This window comes from Cutibacterium sp. 37298, assembly GCF_023838685.1.
Taxonomy (GTDB): Bacteria; Actinomycetota; Actinomycetes; order Propionibacteriales; family Propionibacteriaceae; genus Cutibacterium; species Cutibacterium acnes.
The window spans coordinates 737,316-761,594 of sequence record NZ_JAJNRJ010000002.1; the positions used below are offsets into that span (position 1 = coordinate 737,316).

Sequence of the window (24,279 nt, forward strand, 5' to 3'; positions counted from 1 at the left end):
GAGACGTCAATCATGACTATTACTGATACTTATACCGAGGAATTGGCGATTGACCTCACCGGAAGCGCCTTGCTGCCGGCCCGAAAGGGCATGGACGTGCAACGAATCGACGGCGAGGACGGCTCACTTCTCGTGGAATTCAGCGCGACGTCCTCCGGATGCCTGTTCGAGCTTGTCGGAAAGAACGGACGGTTATCAGTCGATGTGGATGCAGACCGCTTGCTTGGCCGTATAGATCTGAACGGAGAAACTCGCAGTCTCGACGCCGAGGATGCGCTAGGCATGGCAGATGGCACGATTCACTCCGTCGGACTCACCGCCGATGAAACTGGGACGCATTTGTTTGCAGACGGTTACGAAACATTCTCCGCCACATTGCGGGCATGGTGCCAGGACCTGGGAGCAACCAATGTCGTCATCAATCCGTCGGGCGTCCTCGACGTACGGCGATTCAGGATGTGGAACTCAGCCCTATCCTTGCAAGCTATGGCGGCCAAGGCGCCGGCGGCAACACCGTTCGTCGAGTTCGCTGGTTCTGAGCTGTCGGCCCGCGACGCACGCCGTACCGGAGAACTCACTCATGGCGCACTCCGAGCAAGGACCCGCCTTCGTGGCAAAGGCCAGGGTGGAACCGTCCTCGCAGCCCAAGGGAGCGCCGGTGAACTGTCCTTCGAGATCGTCGACGGCGACCTGCTCCTGCACGTGGAAGTGGACGATGAACCCATCGCCCACGTGCGCGCTCCAGGCAAGTGGGACGACGGAAACTGGCATGACCTGGTAGCAATCAGTGGCAGGGGCGCCATTGATCTCTATGTTGACGGTTTCCTCGTGGCTCACGAGCCTGGTGAGGCATTCCTTGCCGATCTTGGCAAGGTCGAAAGGGTGACCGTCGGGAAGGACCTCGAAGGAGCACGGCTATTCGGGGAAGCGCAGACGGCATCCATCTTCAGCAGTGCGCTGACCGACGCCCAAGTCAAACGCCTAGCCAACGTGGCTCCTCTACGTACCCAAGCTCTCTTCGACACGGGATATTTGGGCTCGAAAAGTTACCGGATCCCATCGCTAATCAGACTTGATTCCGGAAGCTTTATCGCCGGGGCAGACCAACGCGTCAGCATTGCCAACGACAGCCCTAACGACATCAATTTCGTCATCCGTCGCAGCGAAGACGGTCGTCGGTGGGACGAGGCTCAGATAGTCCTCGAGTATCCCGGCGAGGGCGCCCTCGGAGCATCGGTTATCGACTCAGTTCTGTTCCAAGACCACAACTCGGGACGCGTGTTCTGCTTGATCGACCAGTTCCCGGGTGGCGTAGGGCAGCCTAACGCCGAACCAGGGTCGGGCTTCGATGAGCAAGGTCGGCAGCTTCTGTTCGACCGCGATGCAACCGCCTACGTCGTCGATGCAGAAGGCATCGTGACAACCGAGTCGGGGGAACCCACGGACTACACCATTGACGAAACCGGAAACGTCTTCGTGGCCGGTACCCCCGCCGGCAATATCCACTTGGCCGCCGGAGTGGACCCCCACGAGTCTCTGCTGACCCTACGGACCTGCAACCTCATCCTCATCCACAGTGATGACGACGGACGGACGTGGTCACGACCTATCAACCTGAACCCGGCTCTCAAACAGCCTTGGATGCGGTTCCTCGGTACTTCACCGGGCAACGGAATTCAGTTGGAACACGGGACGCACCGAGGCCGACTCCTGGCACCGGTTTACTACAACCATGAGGAGGGAAAAACCTTTTCATGTGCCGCGGTGTACAGCGATGACGAGGGCCAGACATGGAATCTCGGTAAGTCACCAAACGACGAGCGCGAACTGTTCGGAAAGATCGTCAGTTCTCGACATCTCAACGATGATCGCGGCTCGACCCATGAGTCAGCGTTGGTAGAAACCCCTGACGGTGTCGTGCACTCCTTTATGCGCAACCAACATCCCTCCGGACGGGTGGCGCATGCAGCCAGCATCGACGGTGGCGAAACATGGGGCGAGGTGACGTTCGTCGAGCAGCTGACCGAAATCTTCTCCCAGCCCAATGCCATCTCTGTCCGGGATGAGTGTGGAACCGAATCGGTGGTCTTCGCCAATGCGTCGATGATGCTCCCGTTCCGGGGTTGTGGTGTATTGCGTCAAAGTTTCGACGGAGGCAAGACCTGGCCGCACAACCGCGTGCTCAACCCTCGCCATCATGTGTACCAATGCATGACCCAGCGAGACGAACAGACTCTGCTCGTGTTGTGGGAACGGGAGTGGCAAGGCCTGTTCCTGACAGAGGTCCCGTTGTCATGGCTCACCACTTCGCGCAGCACGCTGGAGTAATTCACACAGCAACACCAGATATCACCCACCCCATGTAATCACGCTATGGAACACTTGACGTTTAGGGATTCAGCATGCACCAAAGGATTTCACGCCGATCCGCATTAATCTCTGGTGGAGCAGCCTTATTCTTGAGTGTGACAGGGCAGTTCTCTGAGCACTCTCCTGCACTTGCGACACACGAGGAAGACATACTCGAGGTGTTCAACAGGGAGAATTCGCCATCACATTTTTTCCGCATACCGTTCATGGTGTCTACGGCCAATGACACATTGGTCGTAGGCTGCGATGCAAATCGCGCGACAACAGGCGACTCCGCCGACAATATCGATGCCCTGATTCGCAGAAAACCCAACGCATCCCGTTACTCAATCTCCGACGGCTGGGAAGCCCCGTCACTGATCAAACCATTGGAGATGCGAGATTATTCGAACAAGTATGGGTACGCCCCCGCATCATCCTCCGTCATCGACGGCGCCATCATCGAGGACTCAGTTCGACATCGACTGATGATCGTCATTGATCTCTGGGCCTGGAACGGCGGAGTATTCGAACACCTCAACGTCTCCCCAGATGGCTCCGTCAACGGTGGACGCCCGCGAAAATTCCCCCTGGGAGATGGCTTCGCCACCGTTGCCGGACGTGACATGCTCCTGCTCTCGACGCACAACGTCACAGGGGACGCCGACGGATTGAGGGGAAATATCAATCTGAACATCGACCGTTCACAATTCGACCTCGTAGCTGACCTCGACGGCCCCCGCGACAAGCACGGCCGCATTCGGATTTATGAATTAATCGGTATACCTCGCCCGTACACCACCGCCGGAGTCGATGACTCAAATCTCGCTCTAGGACGACAATCAAGATACTCCTTGGACGACAATTTCAACCTCTTCGAGGCAGGAATCCCTCTGTACGTGTTCCAGCACGGTTCAGCTCGCATCACTCCGATGCGCGTCTTCTACAAGGACTCGATCCTTCAGGTCTTCAACACCAATCACATCGTGGAGATCTATTCATATGACGATGGCCGAACTTGGAACATGGGAAAACTGGTGACACGGCAGTTCAGACCCGTAGATTCTCGATACACGCTGGTCGCACCAGGTCGGTCCATTCAAATCCGCGCAGGGGAACATGCCGGACGCATCGTCGTTCCGACTTACATGATGCTACCTGCAGGAGTTTCGTGCACCACTGTATACACCGACGATGGTAGGAAAACGTGGCAACGGGGAATCCCGATGCCAGCCACTATCGACCTCCACGAAAGCGCGATCATAGAGGTTCTACCCGGCGTATTGCGCAGCTTCAACCGACATTCCGCTTCTTCCGGTGGCAAGGTACTGACCGCCGAGAGCGTGGATGGGGGCCATTCCTGGAGCACGCTGACTTCCGCGTTCGGCGACGACGACCAAGGCGTCGCATGCCAAGTCTCCGCGCTCATGCTGAAGCAAACCATCGCATCACCTACGACCGGGGAACAGCTTCCTGCGCTCATTGTCGTCTCAGCAGATGACCGCAGGCGTCGACATGGCATTGCCCATGTGGCAGTTATCCATCGATCCTCGAGGACGTCCGGACCGCGCTCCAAACTTGAATGGGTGAGTCACACCGACATCACGAGCCCACAGACCCTCTTCGCCTATTCCTCGATTGCCCAGTTGTCTGACGGACGTGTTCTCGTGCTCTTCGAATCGTCACCTACGGACTCGTGGGCAGACGGGCTCCAACGTATGTACCTGCAGGAACTGGCGTCCTGACACCATATCGATGGGCACCAGCATCAGCCATGCTCTACCAGCATGAAGGCCCTGTGTTGCTTTTGGACTCCAGTTCTTCCTTGCCTCACCTGCGACGAGACGACGGGAATGGTCCGGCGGTAGAATTCACTGGTCACGGGGCGACCTGCGCCTCAGGAATTTGTCCCGCACACATCCATCGATCCCGAGGAGCCGCGCACCATGCCCAAGAGCCAGGCAGCCAAGGAACTCGCCGCGAAGCAGAAAGCCCAGGCAAAGGCTGAGAAGGAGCGCCGCAAGCACTCCGACAACCCCAAGGACTGGGGCACCGGAAAGCAGCTTGTCGAGACGTTCAAGCTAACCCGCCAGGTTGATCCTCAGCTCCTCTGGTGGGTCATTGGCTCCTTTGTAGCAGGCGTCGTGGTGTTCACCGTCCTCGGTCTTATCCTCACCGATCTGTGGTGGGCGTGGCTCATCGTTGGCATCTTTGCTGGTGCCGCTGCCGCTATGTGGGTCTTCCAGTGGCGCGCTAAGCGTTCCATGTATGCCCGGTTCAAGGGCCAGACCGGGTCAGCCGAGGTTGCCCTGTCTCTGCTCGACAAGAAGAAGTGGACCTCCACCCCCGCGATCGCGTTTACCCGGCAGCAGGATGTCGTTCACCGCGCTGTCGGTCCGGGCGGAATTGTCCTCATCGGCGAGGGGCACGGAAACGGCCTGCGTAACCTGCTGGCCACCGAAACCAAGCGCCACGAGCAGGTCGCCTACGGCACTCCGGTGACGTCGATCATCATGGGCGACGGCAAAGGCCAGGTACCGCTAGAAGACCTCGACAAGCACATTAAGAAACTCCCCAAGGCCCTCAGCACGAGTCAGGTGGACGAGGTCGTCAATCGTCTCAAGGCCCTTGACGCCATGCGTCCCAAAGTGCCACTTCCTAAGGGCCCCATGCCAAATTCTATGAAGGGCGCTCGCGCCGCCATGCGAGGACGCTGAGCCTCCGTTGGCCGGCACAAATATCGTCAACGCCGATCGCATCTCAAAGTCCTGGGGCACCCGAACGGTCCTCTCAAAGGTGTCTCTGGGGCTATCAACCGGGGACGTCATCGGCGTCGTGGGCCGCAACGGGGACGGCAAATCTACCCTCTTAGCCCTCCTCACTGGTTCCCTAGAACCCGACTCCGGGACAGTGACGCGTACTAATGGCATTTCCATAGGAGTGCTCGCCCAAGCTGAGACCCGCAGGGATCAGACCGTCCGCGACCTCGTCGTCGGAGGCCAACCCGACCACGTTTGGGCAGCTGACCGCGAGGCTCGTCCCATCGTCGAGGACATGCTTTCCGACATTGACCTCGACCGCGCTATGGCCGATCTTTCCGGTGGGGAACGACGGCGGGCTGCACTGGTTTCAATCATGCTCGGAGACCACGACTTACTTGTTCTTGACGAGCCCACCAACCACCTCGACGTCGAGGCGGTGGCCTGGTTGGCCGGCCATCTGCGCCACCTACAGGAGCGCGGCGTGGCAATGCTCGTCGTCTCACACGACCGTTGGTTTCTTGACGAGATCTGCACTGACATCTGGGAGGTCCACAACGCCACCGTCGAGGCTTATCAGGGCGGATACTCGGCCTACACCTTAGCCCGGGTAGAACGAGCCCGCGTCGCCGCCACTAATGAGGCCAAGCGTCAGAACCTGGCACGTAAGGAATTAGCGTGGTTGCGTCGAGGCGCCCCTGCCCGTAGCTCCAAACCGCGTTACCGAGTCGAGGCAGCCAATGCCCTCATCGCCAATGTTCCCGAGCCGCGCGACAAGTTGGAGCTAGCACGCTTTTCCGCAACCCGGTTGGGCAAAGATGTGCTGGACCTCAACGAGGTTACCGTCACCGTCTCCTCCGATGAGCTTGGCGAGCGTACTCTATTTGACAAGGTGACATGGTCGATCGGCCCAGGCGACCGGATCGGCCTGATTGGCGTTAACGGAGCTGGCAAGACCACCCTGCTCAACCTTTTTGACGGCTCTCGTAAGCCCGATTCTGGCCGGGTCAAACATGGAAAGACCCTGCGACTGGCCCACCTGCGTCAGGAAGTTGACGACCTCGACTCAGCGATGACCGTTTTGGAATCTGTCAACGACGTCAAGGCGAGGACGAAACTGGCCACCGGTCGCGACGCCTCCGCCACCGACCTCTTGGAAGGATTCGGGTTCACCGGGCAGAAACTTGTCACCCGTATCGGCGACCTTTCCGGTGGCGAACAACGCCGCCTTCAACTGCTGCGCCTCCTCATGGACGAACCCAATGTGCTCCTCCTCGATGAGCCGACTAACGACCTCGACATTGACACCCTGCGCCTACTCGAGGACTATCTCGATTCTTGGCCCGGCACGCTGATCGTCGTTTCCCACGACAGGTGGTTCCTGGAGCGGGTCTGCGACGTCGTTTGGGCCCTCATGGGAGATGGCACGGTGGCCTTCCTCCCAGGAGGAATTTCCCAATACCTAGAGCACCGCCGCAACCGTAAACCCAGCCCGTCGAAATCAAGCCGGGTAGGCAGTACCTCCCAGGTCGCCGAGCCAAAGATGGGTGCCGCCGAGCTGCGTCAGGCCCGTAAGAACATGGACAGGCTCGATCGTCAGATGGGAAAGGTCCGCGATGAGCTAGCTGCCCTGCATGAGGAAATGGCCGCCAAGGCCGACGACTACCAAGCCCTGGTAGATCTCCAGGCGAAGGCCAATGAACTCGACGAACGGATGACTAACCTTGAGGAGCAGTGGCTCGAGACCGCCGACATTGTGGAGGATCAGTGACCCTTGAAGGCGATGGCCCGGCCGTTCCCACGAAACGAGAAAGTTTGTCCTTCTTCTGGCCGACAATCGCCGTCATCATGACGACGGTGACGCGGACGCTGATCATGCCGAGCCCCATCGACCTGAAGATTTACCGCGACTGTGTACGTGCCATGTTGGATGACCCGAGAACGTTGTACACCGCATCGTCGGTAAGTGGCCTGGGGTTCACCTACCCTCCCTTCGCGGCAATCGCCCTCATTCCTTTAGCCTTAATCCCGTCCCTTACGGTAACAGTCCTCCACTATGCCGTCAGTGCGATCGCCCTCGTCGTCATGATTGACCTGATCTGGCAACGCTGCGGGCACACGTCTCGCCCATTCCTGACGGCCGTCCTCGTCGGAGTCTTGAACTTCAGCGAGCCCATCGGGAAAACTTTTGTCTATGGGCAGGTTAACCTCCAGCTAGCCCTTCTCGTCATTGTTGACGTCTTCCTTCTACCCCGAAAGTGGCGCGGAGTGGGGATTGGAGTGGCCACCGGGTTCAAGCTCACTCCGGGCATCTTCGCCCTCTGGTACCTCGTTACAGGTCAGTTTAAAGCAGCACTTCGAGCCGCCGCAGCTGGTCTGGCCACGATCGCCATCGGGTTCGCGGCGATGCCTACAGCATCCTGGGAGTACTGGACCCACTACATGGTCACACCTAACCGTCTGGGCGGGCTCACCTGGGCGGGCAATCAATCGCTTTCGGGCCTGTTGCTGCGCTTAGGACACGGCAATCACACCCTCGTATGGCTAGTTCTGGTTGCGCTGTGCTGCGTACTCGCCGGGGTCGCATCGCGACGGTTGTGGCAAGGAGGCGGAGCTGACCACGTGTGGTCCCTGCTATGCGCCGGACTGTGCGGATGTCTGGTGAGCCCCGTGTCGTGGTCGCACCACTGGGTATGGGGGTCCTTAATCATCGTCGCCGGACTAGCCGACCGTCGTCGTTGCCGGCAGGTTCTAGCCCTCATCTGGGCTTTAGCCACACTGACATGGATGGTCTGGTGGTTCCCTGCCGGCCATAACCGAGAACTCGCCGCGACATGGTGGCAGAAGATTCTCACGGACGCCTACGAACTCGTCGGCGTCGCCACCCTCGTCGTCCTGGCGTGGAATCGTCGTCGATGTGAGTCGGGCGTGTTAGCCCCACGCGCATAAACAGGCAGAAGACGAACAGATGGAATCCACGACGCCTCCATCCCGGGCCAGGAACATACCCATGGCATCGAACGCGTGGGAATCACCCGACGGACGCTGTCCCCACGCCATCCCGGTTTCCGACGATCGGACTTCGCCTCGTCGACGCCTCAGGCATGTGACGACCTCGCTTGGCTAACCTCTGGACTCAAGCCGCCATACCCGAAGAGAATGTGGTATCGAAAAGCAATGGCTGGCAGTAGCGGAGACCGTGGAGCAATGTGTGAAAGCGTTACCCGTCTAGATCGCCATAAGCCTTGCCGTTCAGAAATCCGGTGACGTCGTCCAGCATGGCCTGTTGCCACCATGCCCAGTCGTGTCCTCCTTCGTGGATGACTAGCGGCACCGTCCAGTTCGCGACATCGTGCAACGCTCGCGTGAGAGTGGCCGCATCGGAGGCCATGTCGCCCTCGTACCGTCCAGCGTGAAGTCGTACCCGTGCGTTGTGGACACCGACGCGGGACGCTGCTGCAGCCAAGGACTCAGTGAAGGCACCTGTCTGGTAACGCCACAAGGATACCGACTGCGCTGAGACCGAACTGCACAGTTCTGGAGCTTCAGCGAAGGCGAACAACGCGGTCAGACCACCAAAACTGGCTCCAGTGAGAATCGTCCGACGCGGATCCGGGTCGATCCGCCAGTACTCCCCCGTCGTGGGGTCGGTCAATCCTTGACGATGCAGGGTCGGTAACAGCTTCTCAACTATCCATGCCGCCTGGCCCCCGGGGACACCAAGTTGTTCAGCCCGGTTGGGCCAAGCGTCGATAAAAACTGCGATGACCGGGGGCAGACGCCCCTCGCGTGTGGCCGTGGCCAGCAGACCCGGTGTGTCGAGCACGTCGAGATGAGCCTGCGCGTCAGTGAGGACCACCAAGGGCATGTGGCTCGCCTCAGGGCGGCCCTCGTCGGGTTGGAACCCGACCGCACACCACCGTGCTCGCGGCGAATCCTTAGTCAGCCGTATCTCGTGCAGGACAGAGGTTGCTGAGCGCTGACGTGATCGGATATGACGTGCGGACGCGTCGACGATATGACCGCAGCAAGTTGATAGCCCTTTCAATCCCCGTGTCCACCATGGTGGCGGACCGGGCACACGATGTTCGACAAAGGCCGCCGTAGCACACAACTCCGAAGGCACCCATAGGGCGCCGGAAAACCAACCGTCTCCCTCCGGTACCAGATCGAGACCATCATGGGGCACGGGATACCACCAGCCATTGATCTGCACCGCGACAGCGTGAGCCGTGGGAGCTCGATGCTGCCAGTGGACGAGGACGACATCACCTTGCTCGGCGACGATCCGAGCACCTTCGTGACGGGGCCGCCGACCCAGTACTGGATGGTCGTCATCACGCTGGACGCGGATCTCCTGACGTGGCGCAGCAGGTTTGGGTCGCGGGAACCACTGTTGATCAGTCATAGTGGCACCACCAGGGGACGACCCGTCACCGGGTGATTGATCACGACGACGTCATGGTGGTACACCTGCCCGACAAGGCTGGGGGTGAGGACATCGTGCGGAGTCCCTTCTGCATAAAGACGCCCGTGGTGGAACACGACCACCCGGTCACTGTAGCGAGCCGCGAGCGACAGGTCGTGCAGGACGACGAGGACCAACGAACCCTGCCTAGCGAGCCGCAAGGCACATGCCATGATGGCTTCCTGGTGGCGCAGGTCGAGCGCCGCCGTTGGCTCATCCAGTAACACGACCTGCGTGGTTTGAGCCAGGACACGGGCGAAGACGGTACGGGCCAGTTCACCACCGGACAAGGTGGTGACGTCTCGTTGCGCAAGCCCGTCAACAGCAACCTGCTGCATGCACTGTTCGATGAGCGGTTCGTCGTCGCCGACGGGATACGGAGCCCGTCCCATGCCAACGACCTCTCGTACGGTGAACGCGAACGCCTGCTCGTGATGTTGGGTCATGACTGCGCGCCGCTGTGCGAGCTGACGAGCCGGCCAGTACGCGACAGCCCGACCATCAAGGAGTACCCGGCCGCTAGTGGGCTGCTGGTCGCCCGCCACGAGCGAGAGAAAAGTGGACTTACCCGCCCCATTCGGGCCGACCAAGGCCACGAGCTCGCCACCGTGAGCCGTGAAGTCGATGTCGTGGAGGAGAGTGGTTGAGCCGATCATGAACGTGGCTGCCTCCACGCGCAGGCACGGATCGTGGGGATTTCGATCGTTCACGACTGTGCCTCCTTGGTACGCAACACCACGATCAGGAAGAACGGCGCCCCCAATGCCGCAGTGAACAGACCAATGGGCACCTCGTCAGGAGGAGCGATGGTGCGCGACAGGGTGTCAGCAAACACAATCAACAGCGCTCCCAGGACGGCCGAGACCGGCAACACTCTGCGGTGCGGGGGGCCGCAGAGCAGTCTCGCCAAGTGCGGCACGACAAGACCAATGAACCCGATAGTTCCTGTGAATGCAACGCTGGTACCAGTCAACAAGGCTGTCATCGCGATGACGATCTTGCGTGTCCTGGCCACGTCCAGCCCGAGATGGCGCGCCTGTCGATCCCCCAAGGACAACAGGTCAAGGTGTCTGGCCAACAGCGTCAGGACGATGCAGCAGCCAATGATGACCGGGGCAGCAACCGCGAGTTTGATCCAATCGAGGTGTCCCAATGACCCCATCTGCCAGAAGACCACGGTCTGAAGTTCGTCGTCGTCGGCCGCATACGTGAGAAAGCCGGTAACGGCTGCGGCAGCCGAGCCAATAGCGATACCGACTAACAACAGTCGAGCCGTCCCAGAACCCGCGCGCGGACGTGCCAGTGCATAGATCACAGATGTCACGAGAAGTCCTCCGAGGAAAGCAGCCGCCGGCACCACCCACGCCACGGCGATTCCCGACAGCGACAGCAGCAGGACGATCGCGGCCACAGCTCCCATCGACGCTCCCCCGCTCACCCCGATTATCCCGGGGCCGGCCAGTGGATTGCGTAACAGACTCTGCAACGACGCACCGGAAACGGCCAGTGCGGCGCCAACCAGTACGCCGAAGAGCACACGTGGCAAGCGCAGTGTCATCACCACCGTGGTCTCCAACTGCGGTTGAGGTTGCCCCACACCGAGGACCTCATGGACGATGACCCGCATAATCGCCCCTACCCCCAGGCCGACGGGTCCGGTACCCACGGAGACGATCATCATGACCACCAACAGTGCTACCCCGATGGGGATGACAACCCGCAGCGGGACACGGCTCACCCGACCCATCACCTTTTCAGACGGGCCCTTGCCGTCCCTCACCGCGACAACGCATCCAGTGCACGGGCCAAGGCGATGGCCCCGGCGCCAACCCCTACCCCACTGACCTTGATCTGCTCGCTGGGCATCACGAAAACATGGTTCTTTCTACCTGCCGGCGTTTGCGCCAAAGTGGGGAACGCCTTCAGATAACCTTCCAACCCACCCCACCGCTTAAGATCACCGTCACCTGTGAGGATGACGTCAGGCTTCATGGAGAGCAGTCCTTCGTCGGTGAATTTCACCGAGTACCCACGCAGTCCTGCTCTGACTCCGACACTCGTGGCACCACAGGCCGCAATCATCTCCGCCGATGCCGTCCCCATCCCCATCACCGCATTGGCACCACCTGCCCCACTCGCGGTGACTGCCAGGATTCGCAGCCGGTGTCCCTGGCGAGCACGGGTAATGGCGGCGGCCTCAGCCAGCTGTCGCTCGACAGCACCGGCAAGCTTGTCACCGGCCTTCGGGTCGCCCAGGAAAGTTGCGACGGCACGGATCTTTCCACCGATTGGCTGCCGATCATTGACGACCGCTGCATCGACTCCAGCCTCACGGAACTTGGCGGCAGCCCTGCCATGCCGCATTGGGTTGTTGCCGATGAACAAGGTCCCATCGATCGACAGGAGTCCCTCCATCCCCGTTTTCTTGCTAAAACCGTAATGCTTGGGCGCATTGACGGCGGCCTCGGCGACGCTATTGGTGGGGGCCGCATAGATCAACTTCCGCCACCCAAGTGCAGCGAGAATGTCGGCCACGTCCTCGCCTCCGACAATGATTCTGTTCGCATTCTTGATGGTCACTCGTCGACCTGTTCCATCGGTCGTGGTGACTGGCAACCTGAGCGTAGCTTTTGCCACAGGGATGTCCGATCCCGCGACCCAGGTCCAACCTTGCGGAAGGCGCATCGCAGCGGGCGCCGAGAGGTTCCCGTGGCTGGATGAGGAAGATTCGCGCACTGCAGATTGCCTTTGGGACCTGCAACCGGCTAGACATGAGGAAATCAAGGCGACAGGCAAGCCCGCGACAAGCGTCCGACGAGCAATTGCAGGGTCCATGTGGGGCACGAGCAATCTCCCTTTCATAACAATATAACTATGGTTAGCCTAAACTTATATTAGAGAGGATTAGGGTGGCCAACACACCAATGACGAGGTGAACCCCCACTCGACTCTCCGCAATCTCAGCGAGTCGGTAGAGCAACGAGCTAGGACGAATCCGAGGGCCCTGAACCGACCTAACAACGTCGCGCTCACAAGGACATGACCCGCATCGAAGGCCAGATGAATCGTCAAGGCACCCTGTACGCATAAGTAACCGAGACCACCTAGGAGTGAGCGCGTCCCACGTACAATCATCAACAACATCTCGCGGACACCCATCCGATCGATGTGATCGGACGAATGCCCGCGAGAACTCGGCTCAGGTTCGGCGAAACCCGTCAGACTCCCGTACTCGGCAGCGCCGGACGTGGCCCGTGCGACGGGGTCGACGTGGGCGTGGGATACCCCGGACGCCCGTGATCGTCACCCGTGCTCGATCCAGACGTCGGTGCAGCCGTGAACGTAGGAGTCGGCGTCGGGACCGGTTTGAGCTCCCGATCGACCACCGTCATCTCGCGAATGACCGGAGCCGGTGAGCCGGCGGCCAGCATGAGACGCACTTCCTCAACGTTCGTACCTGCCGGCACCGCGAAGGCGTGGAAAGGCGCGCCGTCACTGATCGTCCCGATGGTCGTCCAGGTCTGGCCAGAGCGCACCTGGATCTCACCGCGGGCGGTCCCCACGACGATGGCCTGACGCGGGGTGACCCCTTTGGCGGGCACGAAGCTCACGAAGTCGCCAGCTTTGACGGGAGTAGCGGCACGGAAAGCTGTCGAAACGTCTCCATCGAAGGCCAGAGCCACGCTCGAACCCTCAGCGGCTTTAACGTTGGTTGAGTACACGCCGACAGGCGGGGTCACCTCGAACTCGCGAATCTTGACCCACTGAGCCCCTGGGTTGGCGTCGGTGGCCCGGACTCGAACATAGCGAGCCTGGACCGGCGCCTCGAAGGTGTGCTTGATGAGCGGGGCCGAGTCGAAGTTCCCGGCGGCCGTCCACGTCGATCCGTCCACCGAGTACTCCAGGGCGGCATGGTAGAACATGTCACCGGTCGCCGTGTCATCATCGGCCTGGTGGACGGCGACCTGACCGATCGGCTTGACCGATCCCAGGTCAACCTGGACGTAACTTCCCTTCTCCGGCGAGACGTTGGTCCAGTAAAGAGTCGACAGGTTTCCATCAACCATCCGGCTCGGGGAATTGGCCTCCCACTGTCCCATGGACGAGGACGCGGTGCCGCTGTAGGCCTTCGCTGAAGCCGGACGAGCCCCGATGAACGCGGCGAACTGCGCGCTGGCTTTCTTAGCGAAAGCGTCGAAGACACCGTCCCCCACCGAGGGAACGATAACGGCCTTGTGAAGGACCCCGTCGCTACCCTGATCATCGACGGTGGGTCGCTTGGCCAGGTCAACCTGTTTCTGCGCCGCGAGGTACTCGTTCGTTGCCTTAGCACCGTCACCAGCATCTATAGCGTCGAGCATCGTCACGAAGTGCTGGCCGGCACGCGCCCACTGCGAGGCCGCGTTGATCCACGGTCTGGTGTCCTGGAAGAACCCCTGCTGCCTCATACCCGCCAGAGCTTCGGGCAACCTGACGATCGCAGCCAAGCGGTCCTTGAGGGAGCTATCCACGGAACCCTTATCGCGGACAGCCCAGAAGGCGTCGATCGCAGCGGTCAAGGCAGGAGCGTGGGTGTCGGGGGTACGGTAAGGCCAACTCTGGTTGAGATCAGCGAAAACGCGCAGCGCAGCACGGGTAGCCTTGTCACCGCCGGCGAGTTCGTCAAGTACCGCTGACATCGACGCCTTGGCATCGTAGGTGGTCGGATTCCACGTGTAGTCGCCATAGTTAGCCAGAGCGGGCATCGAAGCATAGGGCTCAATCATGGGGTTCGAGGTGATGCCGTCGATGTGCTTGTACAGGTTAGGATCGCGATTGGTGAGCGGATTGAGGAAGAGCCGGTTGCGCCGCCCATCATTGACTGGGAAGTTGTCCCAGATGTACAGGTGCTTGGTGTGGTAGGACTGCGCCGCACGCGCCACCGAAGACTCAGTGATGGACGGCGAAAACACCCCCTCACCAGTCCACTGGACGCGAATGTCCTTGTCTAGGCGAGTGCCAAACTCAGCCTTGTAGGGATCCTCCCCCGAACCACTGTAGTTCGTGGGCACCGTCTGGAGTGGGGGCAGACCATTCTTCTTGACGTACTCAGTCTCGAGCCGGTTGAGGTAATCAGCCTGGGCGTCGGCGATCCACTTCCCGTCACCATTGTTGGGATACTTCTGCCGGTCGGCGTCGCAGTGGAACTTAGGTTCGATGTCGTCCAGGGCAATGTAGAAGGACCTCACACCCAAGGAACGGAGCTGGTCGAACTTGGCAATCGTAGCCTTGAAGTCGGCATCCGAGGAGTAGCAGATGTCGTTGCCCGGCGACAGTGCGAAGGTAAAGTCAACGTGATTGGCATTGGCCCCCTCGACGAGTTCCTTCATACGCGCGAGGTCGTCGCCACTGTAGAGGGTGCGCCACTTAGCGCGCAGCAGCAGGTCGTCCTTGGGCGTGTAGATGTAGGTGTTCATCTTATGGCGGCCGTAGAAGGTGAACTGGTCCAGCCTCGCCTGGTGCGACCATGGGATGCCGTAGAAGCCTTCGATGCCACCACGGATCGGCATGAGCGGCCAGTCACGCACCGTTACCGAGGCCACTTTGTCATGACGCACGAGCTGGCGCAGGGTCTGTACAGCATAGAAAGTGCCCCGAGCGTCCTTGCCCTGAAGGGCAATGACGTTATGACCGGAACGGCGCCCGGAGGCAATGACGTAGCCGTCAGCTGGCAGAGTGGCGGCCTTGCTGCCCCCGAGGGAGGCAACGAGCCCGTCGATGCCCGGTGTCGTCTCGGCCGTGCCGACCCACACCTGGTCACCAGAGGCGTCCGGGGTTCGGGACACGCTCACCTGCGCTCCTGGTAGGTCGCGTAGAACACTCACCACCTGCTCGACGGCCTTCGCGTCTGCGTCAGCCCCGGCAACCACCGTAACCTTCCCCGACAACGACATGTCGGCACCAGCCGAAGTCATCTCCTGTGGGTTGGGCAGGACGGAAGGTAGAGTCGAGGCTGTCGGTTGGGCACCGTCGGCAGCCCGAGCCTGAGGAGTAGTCACTACAGCCATGGATCCCACCACCAAGGCAGTGAAGCAGACCGCGATCCTCCGGGCGAGCCTGGGCCGGCCGACGCCGCCGGGTGTCGATCTCAACATGGGTGATCCCTTTCATGAGGTGGTGCCGTCATTGGCACCTTGGGTTAAGTCGGACGTCCTATGTCCGATGACGAGCGACTGGCCCTTGACTTGGCTCATCGCCAATGTGAACGTGTACAGCACTGTTGCGACCCCTCCCCGCAAGCGAGAGGAGGTTCGAAATGCCCCGAGGTGGGCCGCCCGAGGGCGGCCCCGTCCGTCACTGGACGTTGAGCAGGGCGGCCCCCGGTTCGACGGTCTGGACCTCGACCGGCGTCACCGACTCCGGTGCTACGTCAAGGACGACAACAGGACACATGGCCGAGCGGCCTCCGGCGACGACCTCGCTCGGGTTCCAGGAGATGAGGGGGGTACCGACAGCAACCTGGTCACCTTCAGTGGCGTGGAGAAGGAAACCACGACCGTCGAGCTGCACGGTGTCGATGCCCAGGTGGACGAGCACACCGAATCCCTCGGCCTGGATGACGAAAGCGTGTGGATGGAGCTTGACGATCCGTCCGGCGATGGGGGCGACGACCGTCACCTCAGCCTCACCGATCGGGACAATGGCGACCCCGGGACCGACGAGTCCCTGGGCGAAGACCGGGTCCGGCACGTCCGCGAGAGGATGGACATCCCCGGCCATGGGCGAGGAGATCGGCGTCATCAGCGCAGGTCCTCGATATCCTCGACGAGGGTGTCGGCCTCAGGACCGACGACGACCTGAACGGAGGTGCCCTGCTGAACCACCCCGAAGGCACCAGCGGCCTTGAGCGCAGACTCGTCAACGAGGCTCGGATCGTCCACCTCGACGCGCAGTCGGGTAATGCAAGCCTCAAGGTCGTCAATATTGTCGTCCCCGCCGAGGGCTGCCAGGATTTGTTCTGCCTTGCTCATGATGTCTCCTTATTCTGGTTCGAGATGAGCTCCGCCATGGAGGACCTTCGAACGGATACTGACCCACGTCCCAAGTGGTCCAGACAACTAACACTGAACTCCATCAGACGTCCGAATGTCAAGATTCGGTCAGGATTCGCGATCTTCTTCCCATAAGTCCTCCAGGTCTGAAGCCAGCAGGTCGGCGTCCGGGCCGACGATAACCTGAACGCTATGTCCTTGCACGGTGACCCCGTGCGCTCCAGCCCGGCGCAAAGCTTGCTCATCGACCTGCTCGCAACGATGAACCTGACACCGTAGCCGGGTTACGCATGGCTCGATCGACACGACATTGTCGACTCCGCCCAAGGCCGCCAAGATGTGCTCGACACGCTTCATCGTGAACCTCCTCGAGGTGGATACAGGGTTCTGTGTGGACCAGAGATCGGAACCCATAGTTTGTAACGATCCCCTCGGTACCAAGATCGGGAATAAGAGATCGCGGTGTCATCGGCGTAGGTACGACGGTTGATAGCCAATACAGCCGACCCGACGGGAATCTGCAGGTGCTCGCAGACCAGCGCGTCACCGCTGACAGCCTCGATCGCGTCCTCGCCCCACGTAGGAACTAGCCCAGCTGCCGCCATCGCCCCATAAATACTCGTCGGAACGCCGTGTGTCAGCAGATCTGGCATCACTCGGACAGCGATCCAGGTCTTCTCAACCGCCATCGGAACGCCATCAGCCAACCGCACACGGTAGACGTAATAGACTGGCTCCCCCGACTCGATCCCCAACCACACAGCGACATCAGGAGTAGCCGACAGCTCTTCACCGCGCAGCACCCTGGTGCCTGGAATCATGCCGCGCTGACGCATCTCCTCACTAAAGGACGAGATGCGCGACTGCACATCCACTTTGGGAGCCCTGACATAGGTACCGCTGCCGCGACGACGCTCCAGCATCCCGCTGCTCACCAGCGAATCAACGGCCTGACGAACCGTCATGCGCGAGATACCGAAACGCTCGGCAAGCTCGCGCTCACTAGGCACGACATCTCCGACCGACAAGCGGGTGTCGATAAGCTCGACGAGGTAGTCCCGCACGGTCACGTATTTCATGTGTGAATTATGCCCCGAGCACAGTGCCACCTAACACCGATCAGGGCGAAAGCCTCGCAATAGTGACGTTCACAAACTCTGCACGTTGTCTTGACATGGCCGCCTCAGTGGTCTGTACTTCGGCGAGTGGTCCATACCACCCCTTGGACATGAGCACTCACTGCGGAGGAACTCCTATGGCGAAAGACGCTGTTGCCACCAGCACCAAGAAAAAACGGCAGATACCCGGGTTCTCCCAGATGCAGCGCATCGGGCGCTCCCTCATGCTCCCGATCGCGTCCCTGCCGGTTGCCGCGCTGCTAATGCGGTTCGGGTCTGCTGACGTTCTCGGAGCGGACGGACTCGCCAAGCACGCATCATGGATGCAGCCGGTCGCTGACGTGTTAGCCGGTGCAGGCGGCGCAATCTTCGACAACCTGCCTCTCATCTTTGCTCTGGGTGTGGCCGTCGGGTACGCCAAGAAGGCCGACGGATCGACCGCCTTGGCAGCCCTCGTCGGCTACCTCACCTTCACCGGTGCAGGCACCTCGGACAAGACCCAAGGAGGCGTGCTGCACGCCCTCGCTCCGTACTTCTCGCAAAAGACCGGAGTCATCAATTACGGCGTCCTCGGCGGCATCGTCATCGGTCTCATCGCGGCCAAGATGTACGAGAAATACCGCCGTACCAAGCTGCCAACGTACCTAGCCTTCTTTGGCGGCCGCCGCTTCGTGCCAATTGTCACCGCCGCCGCTTCCGTCGTCGCCGGCGTCATCATGGCTATCATTTACCCGGCCTTCGACTGGCTGTTCAATAAGCAGGTCGGCGGTTTCATCATGGCCCACGGGTCCAACCCAGGAACGGGATTCGTATTCGGCACCATCAACCGTCTCCTCATCCCCTTCGGCCTGCACCACCTGCTCAATTCGCTGCCGTGGTTCCAGCTCGGCAATTGCACCAACGCCGCCGGCGAGACTCTGCACGGTGACATCACCTGCTTCTTCAGTGGTGCGTCCGGCACGAATGCCTGGACCGGTTCTTGCATGACTGGCTTCTTCCCGATCATGATGTTCGCCCTGCCGGGAGCCGCCCTCGCGATCTACCACACGGCCAAGCCAGAGCGTAAGAAGCTCACTGGTGGCGTCATGATCTCAGTAGCGCTGACGGCCTTCCTCACCGGTATCACCGAGCCCCTCGAGTATGCCTTCGCCTACGTCGCCTTCCCGCTGTACCTGGTGCACGCTCTACTCACCGGGTCCTCCCTGGCGCTGTGCAACGCCTTGGGCATCAAGGACGGATTCGGTTTCTCGGCAGGTCTGACTGACTACATCATCAACTTCGGACGAGCCTCGGAGCTTTCTGGTGGCCCCGGCAAAGTGCTCCTGCTCATCCTCATCGGTGTGGTCTACGCCGTCATCTACTACGTCGTCTTCCGCTTCGCCATCACCAAGTGGAACCTGCGCACTCCCGGTCGCGAAGACGAGGGTGACGACACCACCGGTAGGGCCAGTGTCTTCGATGAGGCCCAACTAGCTGCCAGTGAGTCCACCGGTAAGGCAGACGCCCAAAAAGAGGGACGAATCTGATCCCTTCGAGTTCCCTACTCTCATGATGGCGCCCCTGGTTGAATACTGAGGGCGCCATCATAATGCGTCATAAACCACTCAGTCACTCTGCGGAGCTGGCATTAAACGCCGAAATATTTGATCGAGGATGACGCCGATGATAATCGCCCCAATAATCCCCACAGTGGCAGCAAGAATGTGATTGTTGCCCAAGAAACTGGCTGCTCCAGCACCAATGGCGGTGGCATAGCTGGCCCATAACACTCCGGCTAGGGCGTCGATAGGTAGGAAAACCCGATACGAAAAACGAGTGGCCCCAGCCATCGTATTGACGACGACGCGGCCCCCAGGGATGTATCGGGCTACCAAGATGCACAGCGGACCTCGAACCCTCAATTGATGGGTCGCCCATGCAACCGTCTTCTGCCGCTTCGGCCCACCGGTAAAGAGCTTAGTGTGGCCGAGCTGGCGTCCCACCCAATATGCAATATTGTCTCCGCAGATCGCGCCCGCAGCAGCTACCGGGATGATGAGCCACCGCGACGGATGACCAATTGCTGCCAAGGCGACGACGAGAGATTCGCTAGGAACCGGCGGGAAAAACCCATCGACGACGCATAGCCCCCACAACGCCCCAATAACCCAAGGATGTGGGGCACTGGCCGCAATGACGCCGTTGATACTCGCCATCCATGCGGTCAGATTCATGTCTGCCAGTCTTCCACCCGGACTCAACCAGCCATATCGTGGTCGGCAACCGCCTTTCGGTAAACCGTCTCCAACTGATCAACGACCGGAGCGGCCGCGAATCGGGAGCGGGCGTACCCAGCGATCTGTTCGTGATCCCATGACCTAGCCAATACCTGACGCAGCCCTTCCGTCAGGGCGTCAACGTCACTGATTGGGACTACCACGCCGTTGGAACCGTCAATGAACTCTTGAGGTCCACCGCAAGCCGTCGTCAGGACAGGCAAGCCGGCTGCCAGGGCCTCGGCGCAAGCGACACCGAAGGTCTCAGCATGGGAAGCCAAAGCAAAGGCGTCAGCCCCGGCGAGCTCCTCAGCGATACGGTCCCGCGATTGGGGACCCAGTAGGACGACGCGTGGATTATCGGCGGCAATGGCCTCCAGTTGGTGCCGCTGCGGTCCATCTCCGATGATTCTCAACTGAACCTCGGGAAGACGCTCAACAGCCTGAGCTAACTCAATCATGCCCTTTCCCGGGTTGAGGGTGGCGACGCTGACGACGATCGTCCCCTCATGTCGTCGATCAGGACGGTCAAACAGCTCGACGTCAACGATGTTGGGAACCACCGTTGAGGTCACGCCATGTCCAGCCAGCCTGTCGCAGAGCCCCTGGGATACGCTAATCACCGCGTCTGCCCGGTCACCCGCGATAATGATGTCTTCGTTGAGACGCTGATCCGGGTGAGCTAGGTGAGAATCGTGCTCGGTCCACACCAGCGGTTCCGGAAAGCCAGCCCGGGCGGCAGCAGCGGCAAATCTGGCGAAATGGGCATGGACGACGTCAGGGATGCCCCATTCTGAGGTCACAACGCGGTGCAGGTGCCGGGCCGCAATGGCATGGACTCGGTGATCTATGCGCGCAGAGGCCGCTCCCAAGGGCACGTCCAGCCTCACCACCGTCATACCGTCATTGCGATCTACGGCATGCTCTACCCGTGTCCCAAACTTCCGCCAGTGACGAACCGAACGGGCATCAAGAACGGCCAGGATGACCTCGTGACCTTGCTGATGTAGAGCTACGGCCTGGTCATACTCGAAGATCCCCCGCAACGGAGCCTCGGGGCTCGGAATCCCCCGAGACAAAACCATGACGCGCATATATCTCACTTGCGATTGACGACAACAGTACCGAGCACGAGATCGTCCAGTCCGCGACGTTCGGCACCAATAACAACAGCGGGAATGACGAGGCATTTCATGGCGGTCCGAGCGACTGCTCGCCACCACCCTACCGGGCCGAGATCGTCGAGGCGGACGACCGCCACACGGGCCGCGATCTGGCCGAAGGAACCGCCTGTCATGGCGGTAAGTAGGACGGACTCGACGAAGAACACCGCCATCGGCATCCACATAGGCCAGCCTCCGCCCCGGATGACTACTGGGCCAAAGATGGCGCTGGCCAGTACCATAGAAGCGCCCCAGTCGATGATGAGGGCACCGATGCGTTTGCCCCAACTGGCCAGCGAACCGCGCCCCTCAGCGGGCAGCCCGATCGAGACTCCTGGGGCTGCCTCGGTTCCACTCACCCGGTGAATCCTACCGGCACGACCTGTTACACGCTCGAAACACAACAGTGACGGTCGAGCAACCCATACGAACTACCGTAAGCACATCACCAGTCATGTTGATGGAGGAAAGATGTTCGAAGGTCCCGACGACCTGCTTGCCTATGTCAAGAAGGAGGGCATCGAGATGATCGATGTCCGCTTCTGTGACCTTATCGGTATCATGCAGCACTTCACCGTTCCCGCCCGAGAGTTCGACAAGGACCAGTACGAGAACGGTCTGGCCTTCGACGGATCCTCTATTCGGGGTTTCCAGAAGATTAACGAGTCGGACATGGCCCTACTACCCGATCCAACGACCGCCTGGGTCGACCCTTTCCGCGAGCGCAAAACCCTTATCGTGAATTTCAACGTCCATGACCCCATTACGAAGGAGGCCTACAGCCGCGATCCGCGCAACATCGCGCGCAAGGCCGAGGCTTACCTCGCATCCACCGGGCTCGGCGATACTGCCTTCTTCGCCCCTGAAGCTGAGTTTTACGTCTTCGACGACATTCGCTTCGACACCCGTCAGAACACCTCGTACTACTCCATCGATTCCGAGGCTGGAGCGTGGAACACTGGACGTACCGAAGATGGCGGCAACCGCGGATACAAGGTGAAATACAAGGGCGGATATTTCCCGGTCGCCCCGACCGACCACTTTGGTGATCTGCGTGACGAAATCGTCACCATCATGGAGAGCCTTGGCATGAAGGTCGAGCGTGCCCACCATGAGGTCGGCACAGCAGGTCAGGCCGAGATCAATTGGCGTTTCGACACTCTGTCGCGCAGCGCTGACGATGTCATGAAGTTTAAGTACATCGTCAAGAATGTCGCCTGGCAGCACGGCAAGACGGCCACTTTCATGCCGAAGCCGATCTTCGGAGACAACGGCTCGGGCATGCATGTTCACTCTTCGATCTGGAAGGGCGGCGAACCGCTGTTCTTCGACGAGTCCGGATACGCCCAACTCTCTGACATGGCCCGGTACTACATCGGCGGCATCCTCAAGCACGCACCGTCGCTGCTGGCGTTCACTAACCCCTCAGCCAACTCGTACCACCGTCTGGTACCGGGCTTCGAGGCCCCAGTCAATCTGGTGTACTCGCAGCGCAACCGCTCCGCCTGCATGCGTATCCCGATCACCGGCCCGAACCCGAAAGCCAAGCGCGTCGAATTCCGTTGCCCAGATCCGTCTGCCAACCCTTACATGGCCTTCGCCGCCCTGCTACTGGCCGGCCTGGACGGCATCCAGAACAAGATCGAGCCTCCTGCGCCGGTCGACAAGGACATCTACGAGCTCCCTCCCGAGGAGCATGCCGCCATGGATCACGTGCCGGGCAGCCTGGGAGCGGTCCTCGACAATCTCGAGGCCGACCACGAGTTTCTTCTTGCCGGTGATGTGTTCACCCCGGATCTCATCGAGACCTGGGTCGAACTCAAGCGTGGCGACCTGGCTGCCCTGCAACAACGTCCGCACCCCTACGAGTTCGACCTGTACTACGACATCTGAGTCGATCCACTCGCCAGGGGCGCAACTACGGTTGCGCCCCTGGCGACGTAGTAAAACAAGCCTCGAATTACACACCCGTAATTCAGTCCGGCCACCTCACTGCGGCTTCAGGCACTAGAACGGCGTCGGAGCCACCGGGTCCTGTCGAAGATTCTCCACTTAAAGCGTAGGAGCTCCCTAAGTCTAGACATCCCACCAGCATCGCCGTTGTCGCCCCCACTTTAGCTTCCAGCCGCCATGCTCCGCGGTGCTCACAGTCGCCATTGGAATGCCAGGACAACTCCCAACTCGTGACCTTCCCGGGAGCTACTCGCTTTGTCCTGGCCTTGGGGTCATAAGGTTGCCACGCCACTGGCACTCGGACTCCAGCCTCGGTGGTCTGGCGAAGTTGTGGCATGACAGGCAGGGTCATCACTGAAGACCCACAATTACGGATCGTCAGCATCGTTATCCGTGCGCCCAGAGCCACATCGACATCACTAAACGCCATAGCGGCCTTCTCACCTCGGCGACACGTCAACGCTCCTTGCGCTCCACCAACGCTGGTCACTCGTTGCGCCGTGGCACTGATCATCCGTTGCGGCAGAGTGCTGGTCTGTGGACGCGGTGAATACCTCGGCGTCGACATCACTGATGAGGTGGGCACAACGGCCTCAGGCACCGCAGGGGTAGTTCTGGAGCACCCAGCTATGGCTGCTACGGCTGCGACAACCGCCACCACACGCCTCATCTTCATCGCAGCGCCATAGTCACGATAGGCCAGAAAAACCGATACAAGAACCAGCATGATGCCGTTGATCCATGGCCGCGACACTAGCATGGCGATGTGTTCTCGCAGCATCGCGCTAGGCAGGAAGTAGGTCGCCGTCGATGCACCAAGAACTCGTGACTCAAAAAGATGTTCTCGCCGGTATTCGTAGCTTAGTTCTCCACAACGACACACTCGCGAGAAATTCCGTGCTCGACCAAATACTCAGCCATTGCTTCACGCATCGGGACGTCGATCGACCAGCCAGGCATAAAACGCGAGGAGAACCACGCACAGGGCAAGCCCAATCACCATCTCACCCCGCCCCATCGCGTTAACAACTCGCCTATCATCCCGAAACCCTGCCACGCACCGACTGCGAAGGGACCGAGCTGACATCTAGTTGCCTGGCTATATCGGACACGATTGGGAGCCTTCTTGCAACAGTCATGCACACCATCATCGTCACGGGTCGGCGAACGGCCATAGCCTCAG

Annotated in this window: 21 protein-coding genes and 1 pseudogene; 7 read left to right on the top strand and 15 right to left on the bottom strand. The window is 60.4% G+C overall.

Going from position 1 to position 24,279, the window contains the following annotated elements; translation table 11 throughout:
- The first annotated feature begins 12 nt into the window (after positions 1-12).
- The 5 genes from LRP59_RS07915 to LRP59_RS07935 all read left to right on the top strand — a co-directional run bounded on the left by LRP59_RS07915 (position 13) and on the right by LRP59_RS07935 (position 8,057).
- The gene (locus tag LRP59_RS07915) at positions 13-2,328 is read left to right on the top strand and encodes a sialidase family protein (RefSeq protein ID WP_002514002.1); all 2,316 of its coding nucleotides are present in this window, start codon (positions 13-15) and stop codon (positions 2,326-2,328) included.
- 248 nt (positions 2,329-2,576) lie between these two features.
- Positions 2,577-4,094, top strand: coding sequence for a sialidase family protein (locus LRP59_RS07920; RefSeq protein WP_032502403.1), 1,518 nt, complete (start codon positions 2,577-2,579; stop codon positions 4,092-4,094).
- A gap of 201 nt (positions 4,095-4,295) precedes the next feature.
- Positions 4,296-5,066 carry a DUF4191 domain-containing protein gene (locus LRP59_RS07925; protein WP_002514004.1) on the top strand — a complete coding sequence of 257 codons (771 nt, stop codon included), beginning with the start codon at positions 4,296-4,298 and terminating at the stop codon, positions 5,064-5,066.
- A 7-nt stretch (positions 5,067-5,073) separates the two neighbouring features.
- The gene (locus LRP59_RS07930) at positions 5,074-6,879 is read left to right on the top strand and encodes an ABC-F family ATP-binding cassette domain-containing protein (protein ID WP_002514005.1); all 1,806 of its coding nucleotides are present in this window, start codon (positions 5,074-5,076) and stop codon (positions 6,877-6,879) included.
- Between the two features lie 104 nt (positions 6,880-6,983).
- Positions 6,984-8,057, top strand: coding sequence for a glycosyltransferase 87 family protein (locus LRP59_RS07935; protein WP_156190485.1), 1,074 nt, complete (start codon positions 6,984-6,986; stop codon positions 8,055-8,057).
- A gap of 271 nt (positions 8,058-8,328) precedes the next feature.
- Here LRP59_RS07935 and LRP59_RS07940 read toward each other — a convergent pair whose 3' ends face one another.
- The 9 genes from LRP59_RS07940 to LRP59_RS07980 all read right to left on the bottom strand — a co-directional run bounded on the left by LRP59_RS07940 (position 8,329) and on the right by LRP59_RS07980 (position 17,686).
- Complete coding sequence (locus LRP59_RS07940) at positions 8,329-9,516, bottom strand: esterase family protein (RefSeq protein WP_014604519.1); 1,188 nt, start codon at positions 9,514-9,516, stop codon at positions 8,329-8,331.
- Positions 9,513-10,286, bottom strand: coding sequence for a heme ABC transporter ATP-binding protein (locus tag LRP59_RS07945; protein ID WP_002514009.1), 774 nt, complete (start codon positions 10,284-10,286; stop codon positions 9,513-9,515). Before LRP59_RS07945 ends, LRP59_RS07940 begins: the two co-directional genes overlap by 4 nt.
- Positions 10,283-11,323: an iron ABC transporter permease gene (locus LRP59_RS07950; protein WP_236887495.1), complete on the bottom strand. Its 1,041-nt coding sequence runs from the start codon at positions 11,321-11,323 to the stop codon at positions 10,283-10,285. Before LRP59_RS07950 ends, LRP59_RS07945 begins: the two co-directional genes overlap by 4 nt.
- Positions 11,324-11,352: 29 nt before the next feature.
- The gene (locus tag LRP59_RS07955) at positions 11,353-12,156 is read right to left on the bottom strand and encodes an ABC transporter substrate-binding protein (RefSeq protein WP_023269197.1); all 804 of its coding nucleotides are present in this window, start codon (positions 12,154-12,156) and stop codon (positions 11,353-11,355) included.
- A 638-nt stretch (positions 12,157-12,794) separates the two neighbouring features.
- A complete protein-coding gene (locus tag LRP59_RS07960; RefSeq protein ID WP_002521898.1) occupies positions 12,795-15,710 on the bottom strand; it encodes a beta-N-acetylglucosaminidase domain-containing protein in 2,916 nt (971 codons plus the stop codon).
- A 199-nt stretch (positions 15,711-15,909) separates the two neighbouring features.
- Complete coding sequence (locus LRP59_RS07965; RefSeq protein WP_002514013.1) at positions 15,910-16,356, bottom strand: PTS glucose transporter subunit IIA; 447 nt, start codon at positions 16,354-16,356, stop codon at positions 15,910-15,912.
- Complete coding sequence (locus tag LRP59_RS07970) at positions 16,356-16,586, bottom strand: glucose PTS transporter subunit EIIB (RefSeq protein WP_002514014.1); 231 nt, start codon at positions 16,584-16,586, stop codon at positions 16,356-16,358. Before LRP59_RS07970 ends, LRP59_RS07965 begins: the two co-directional genes overlap by 1 nt.
- Before the next feature lie 129 nt (positions 16,587-16,715).
- Positions 16,716-16,964 (bottom strand): glucose PTS transporter subunit EIIB, encoded by a 249-nt coding sequence (locus LRP59_RS07975; protein WP_002514015.1) that lies wholly within the window; start codon positions 16,962-16,964, stop codon positions 16,716-16,718.
- Positions 16,961-17,686 carry a GntR family transcriptional regulator gene (locus LRP59_RS07980; protein WP_002521900.1) on the bottom strand — a complete coding sequence of 242 codons (726 nt, stop codon included), beginning with the start codon at positions 17,684-17,686 and terminating at the stop codon, positions 16,961-16,963. Before LRP59_RS07980 ends, LRP59_RS07975 begins: the two co-directional genes overlap by 4 nt.
- 176 nt (positions 17,687-17,862) lie before the next feature.
- Between LRP59_RS07980 and LRP59_RS07985 the strand changes: the two genes are divergently transcribed.
- A complete protein-coding gene (locus LRP59_RS07985) occupies positions 17,863-19,251 on the top strand; it encodes a PTS transporter subunit EIIC (RefSeq protein ID WP_002514017.1) in 1,389 nt (462 codons plus the stop codon).
- Between the two features lie 78 nt (positions 19,252-19,329).
- On the opposite strand, the gene LRP59_RS07990 is transcribed toward LRP59_RS07985, so the two are convergent.
- The 3 genes from LRP59_RS07990 to LRP59_RS08000 are packed head-to-tail and all read right to left on the bottom strand — an operon-like array spanning position 19,330 to position 21,502.
- A complete protein-coding gene (locus LRP59_RS07990) occupies positions 19,330-19,938 on the bottom strand; it encodes a DedA family protein (RefSeq protein WP_002514018.1) in 609 nt (202 codons plus the stop codon).
- Positions 19,939-19,961: 23 nt separating this feature from the next.
- Positions 19,962-21,074 carry a glycosyltransferase gene (locus LRP59_RS07995; protein ID WP_002514019.1) on the bottom strand — a complete coding sequence of 371 codons (1,113 nt, stop codon included), beginning with the start codon at positions 21,072-21,074 and terminating at the stop codon, positions 19,962-19,964.
- A gap of 5 nt (positions 21,075-21,079) precedes the next feature.
- On the bottom strand, positions 21,080-21,502 hold the full coding sequence (locus LRP59_RS08000; RefSeq protein WP_002514020.1) for an RDD family protein: 423 nt from the start codon (positions 21,500-21,502) through the stop codon (positions 21,080-21,082).
- A gap of 112 nt (positions 21,503-21,614) precedes the next feature.
- On the opposite strand from LRP59_RS08000, the gene glnA reads away from it, so the two are divergent.
- Positions 21,615-23,036 (top strand): type I glutamate--ammonia ligase, encoded by a 1,422-nt coding sequence (gene glnA / locus LRP59_RS08005; RefSeq protein ID WP_002514021.1) that lies wholly within the window; start codon positions 21,615-21,617, stop codon positions 23,034-23,036.
- An 82-nt stretch (positions 23,037-23,118) separates the two neighbouring features.
- Here the strand turns inward: glnA and LRP59_RS08010 are convergent, their stop codons facing one another.
- The 3 genes and pseudogenes from LRP59_RS08010 to LRP59_RS08020 all read right to left on the bottom strand — a co-directional run bounded on the left by LRP59_RS08010 (position 23,119) and on the right by LRP59_RS08020 (position 24,271).
- Positions 23,119-23,526 (bottom strand): hypothetical protein, encoded by a 408-nt coding sequence (locus LRP59_RS08010; RefSeq protein ID WP_032499647.1) that lies wholly within the window; start codon positions 23,524-23,526, stop codon positions 23,119-23,121.
- 242 nt (positions 23,527-23,768) lie between these two features.
- Positions 23,769-24,023, bottom strand: a pseudogene (locus LRP59_RS08015) (ElyC/SanA/YdcF family protein); the annotation flags it as partial.
- A 110-nt stretch (positions 24,024-24,133) separates the two neighbouring features.
- Positions 24,134-24,271, bottom strand: a complete 138-nt coding sequence (locus LRP59_RS08020; RefSeq protein ID WP_023269200.1) for a hypothetical protein — start codon at positions 24,269-24,271, stop codon at positions 24,134-24,136.
- Positions 24,272-24,279: the final 8 nt, after the last annotated feature.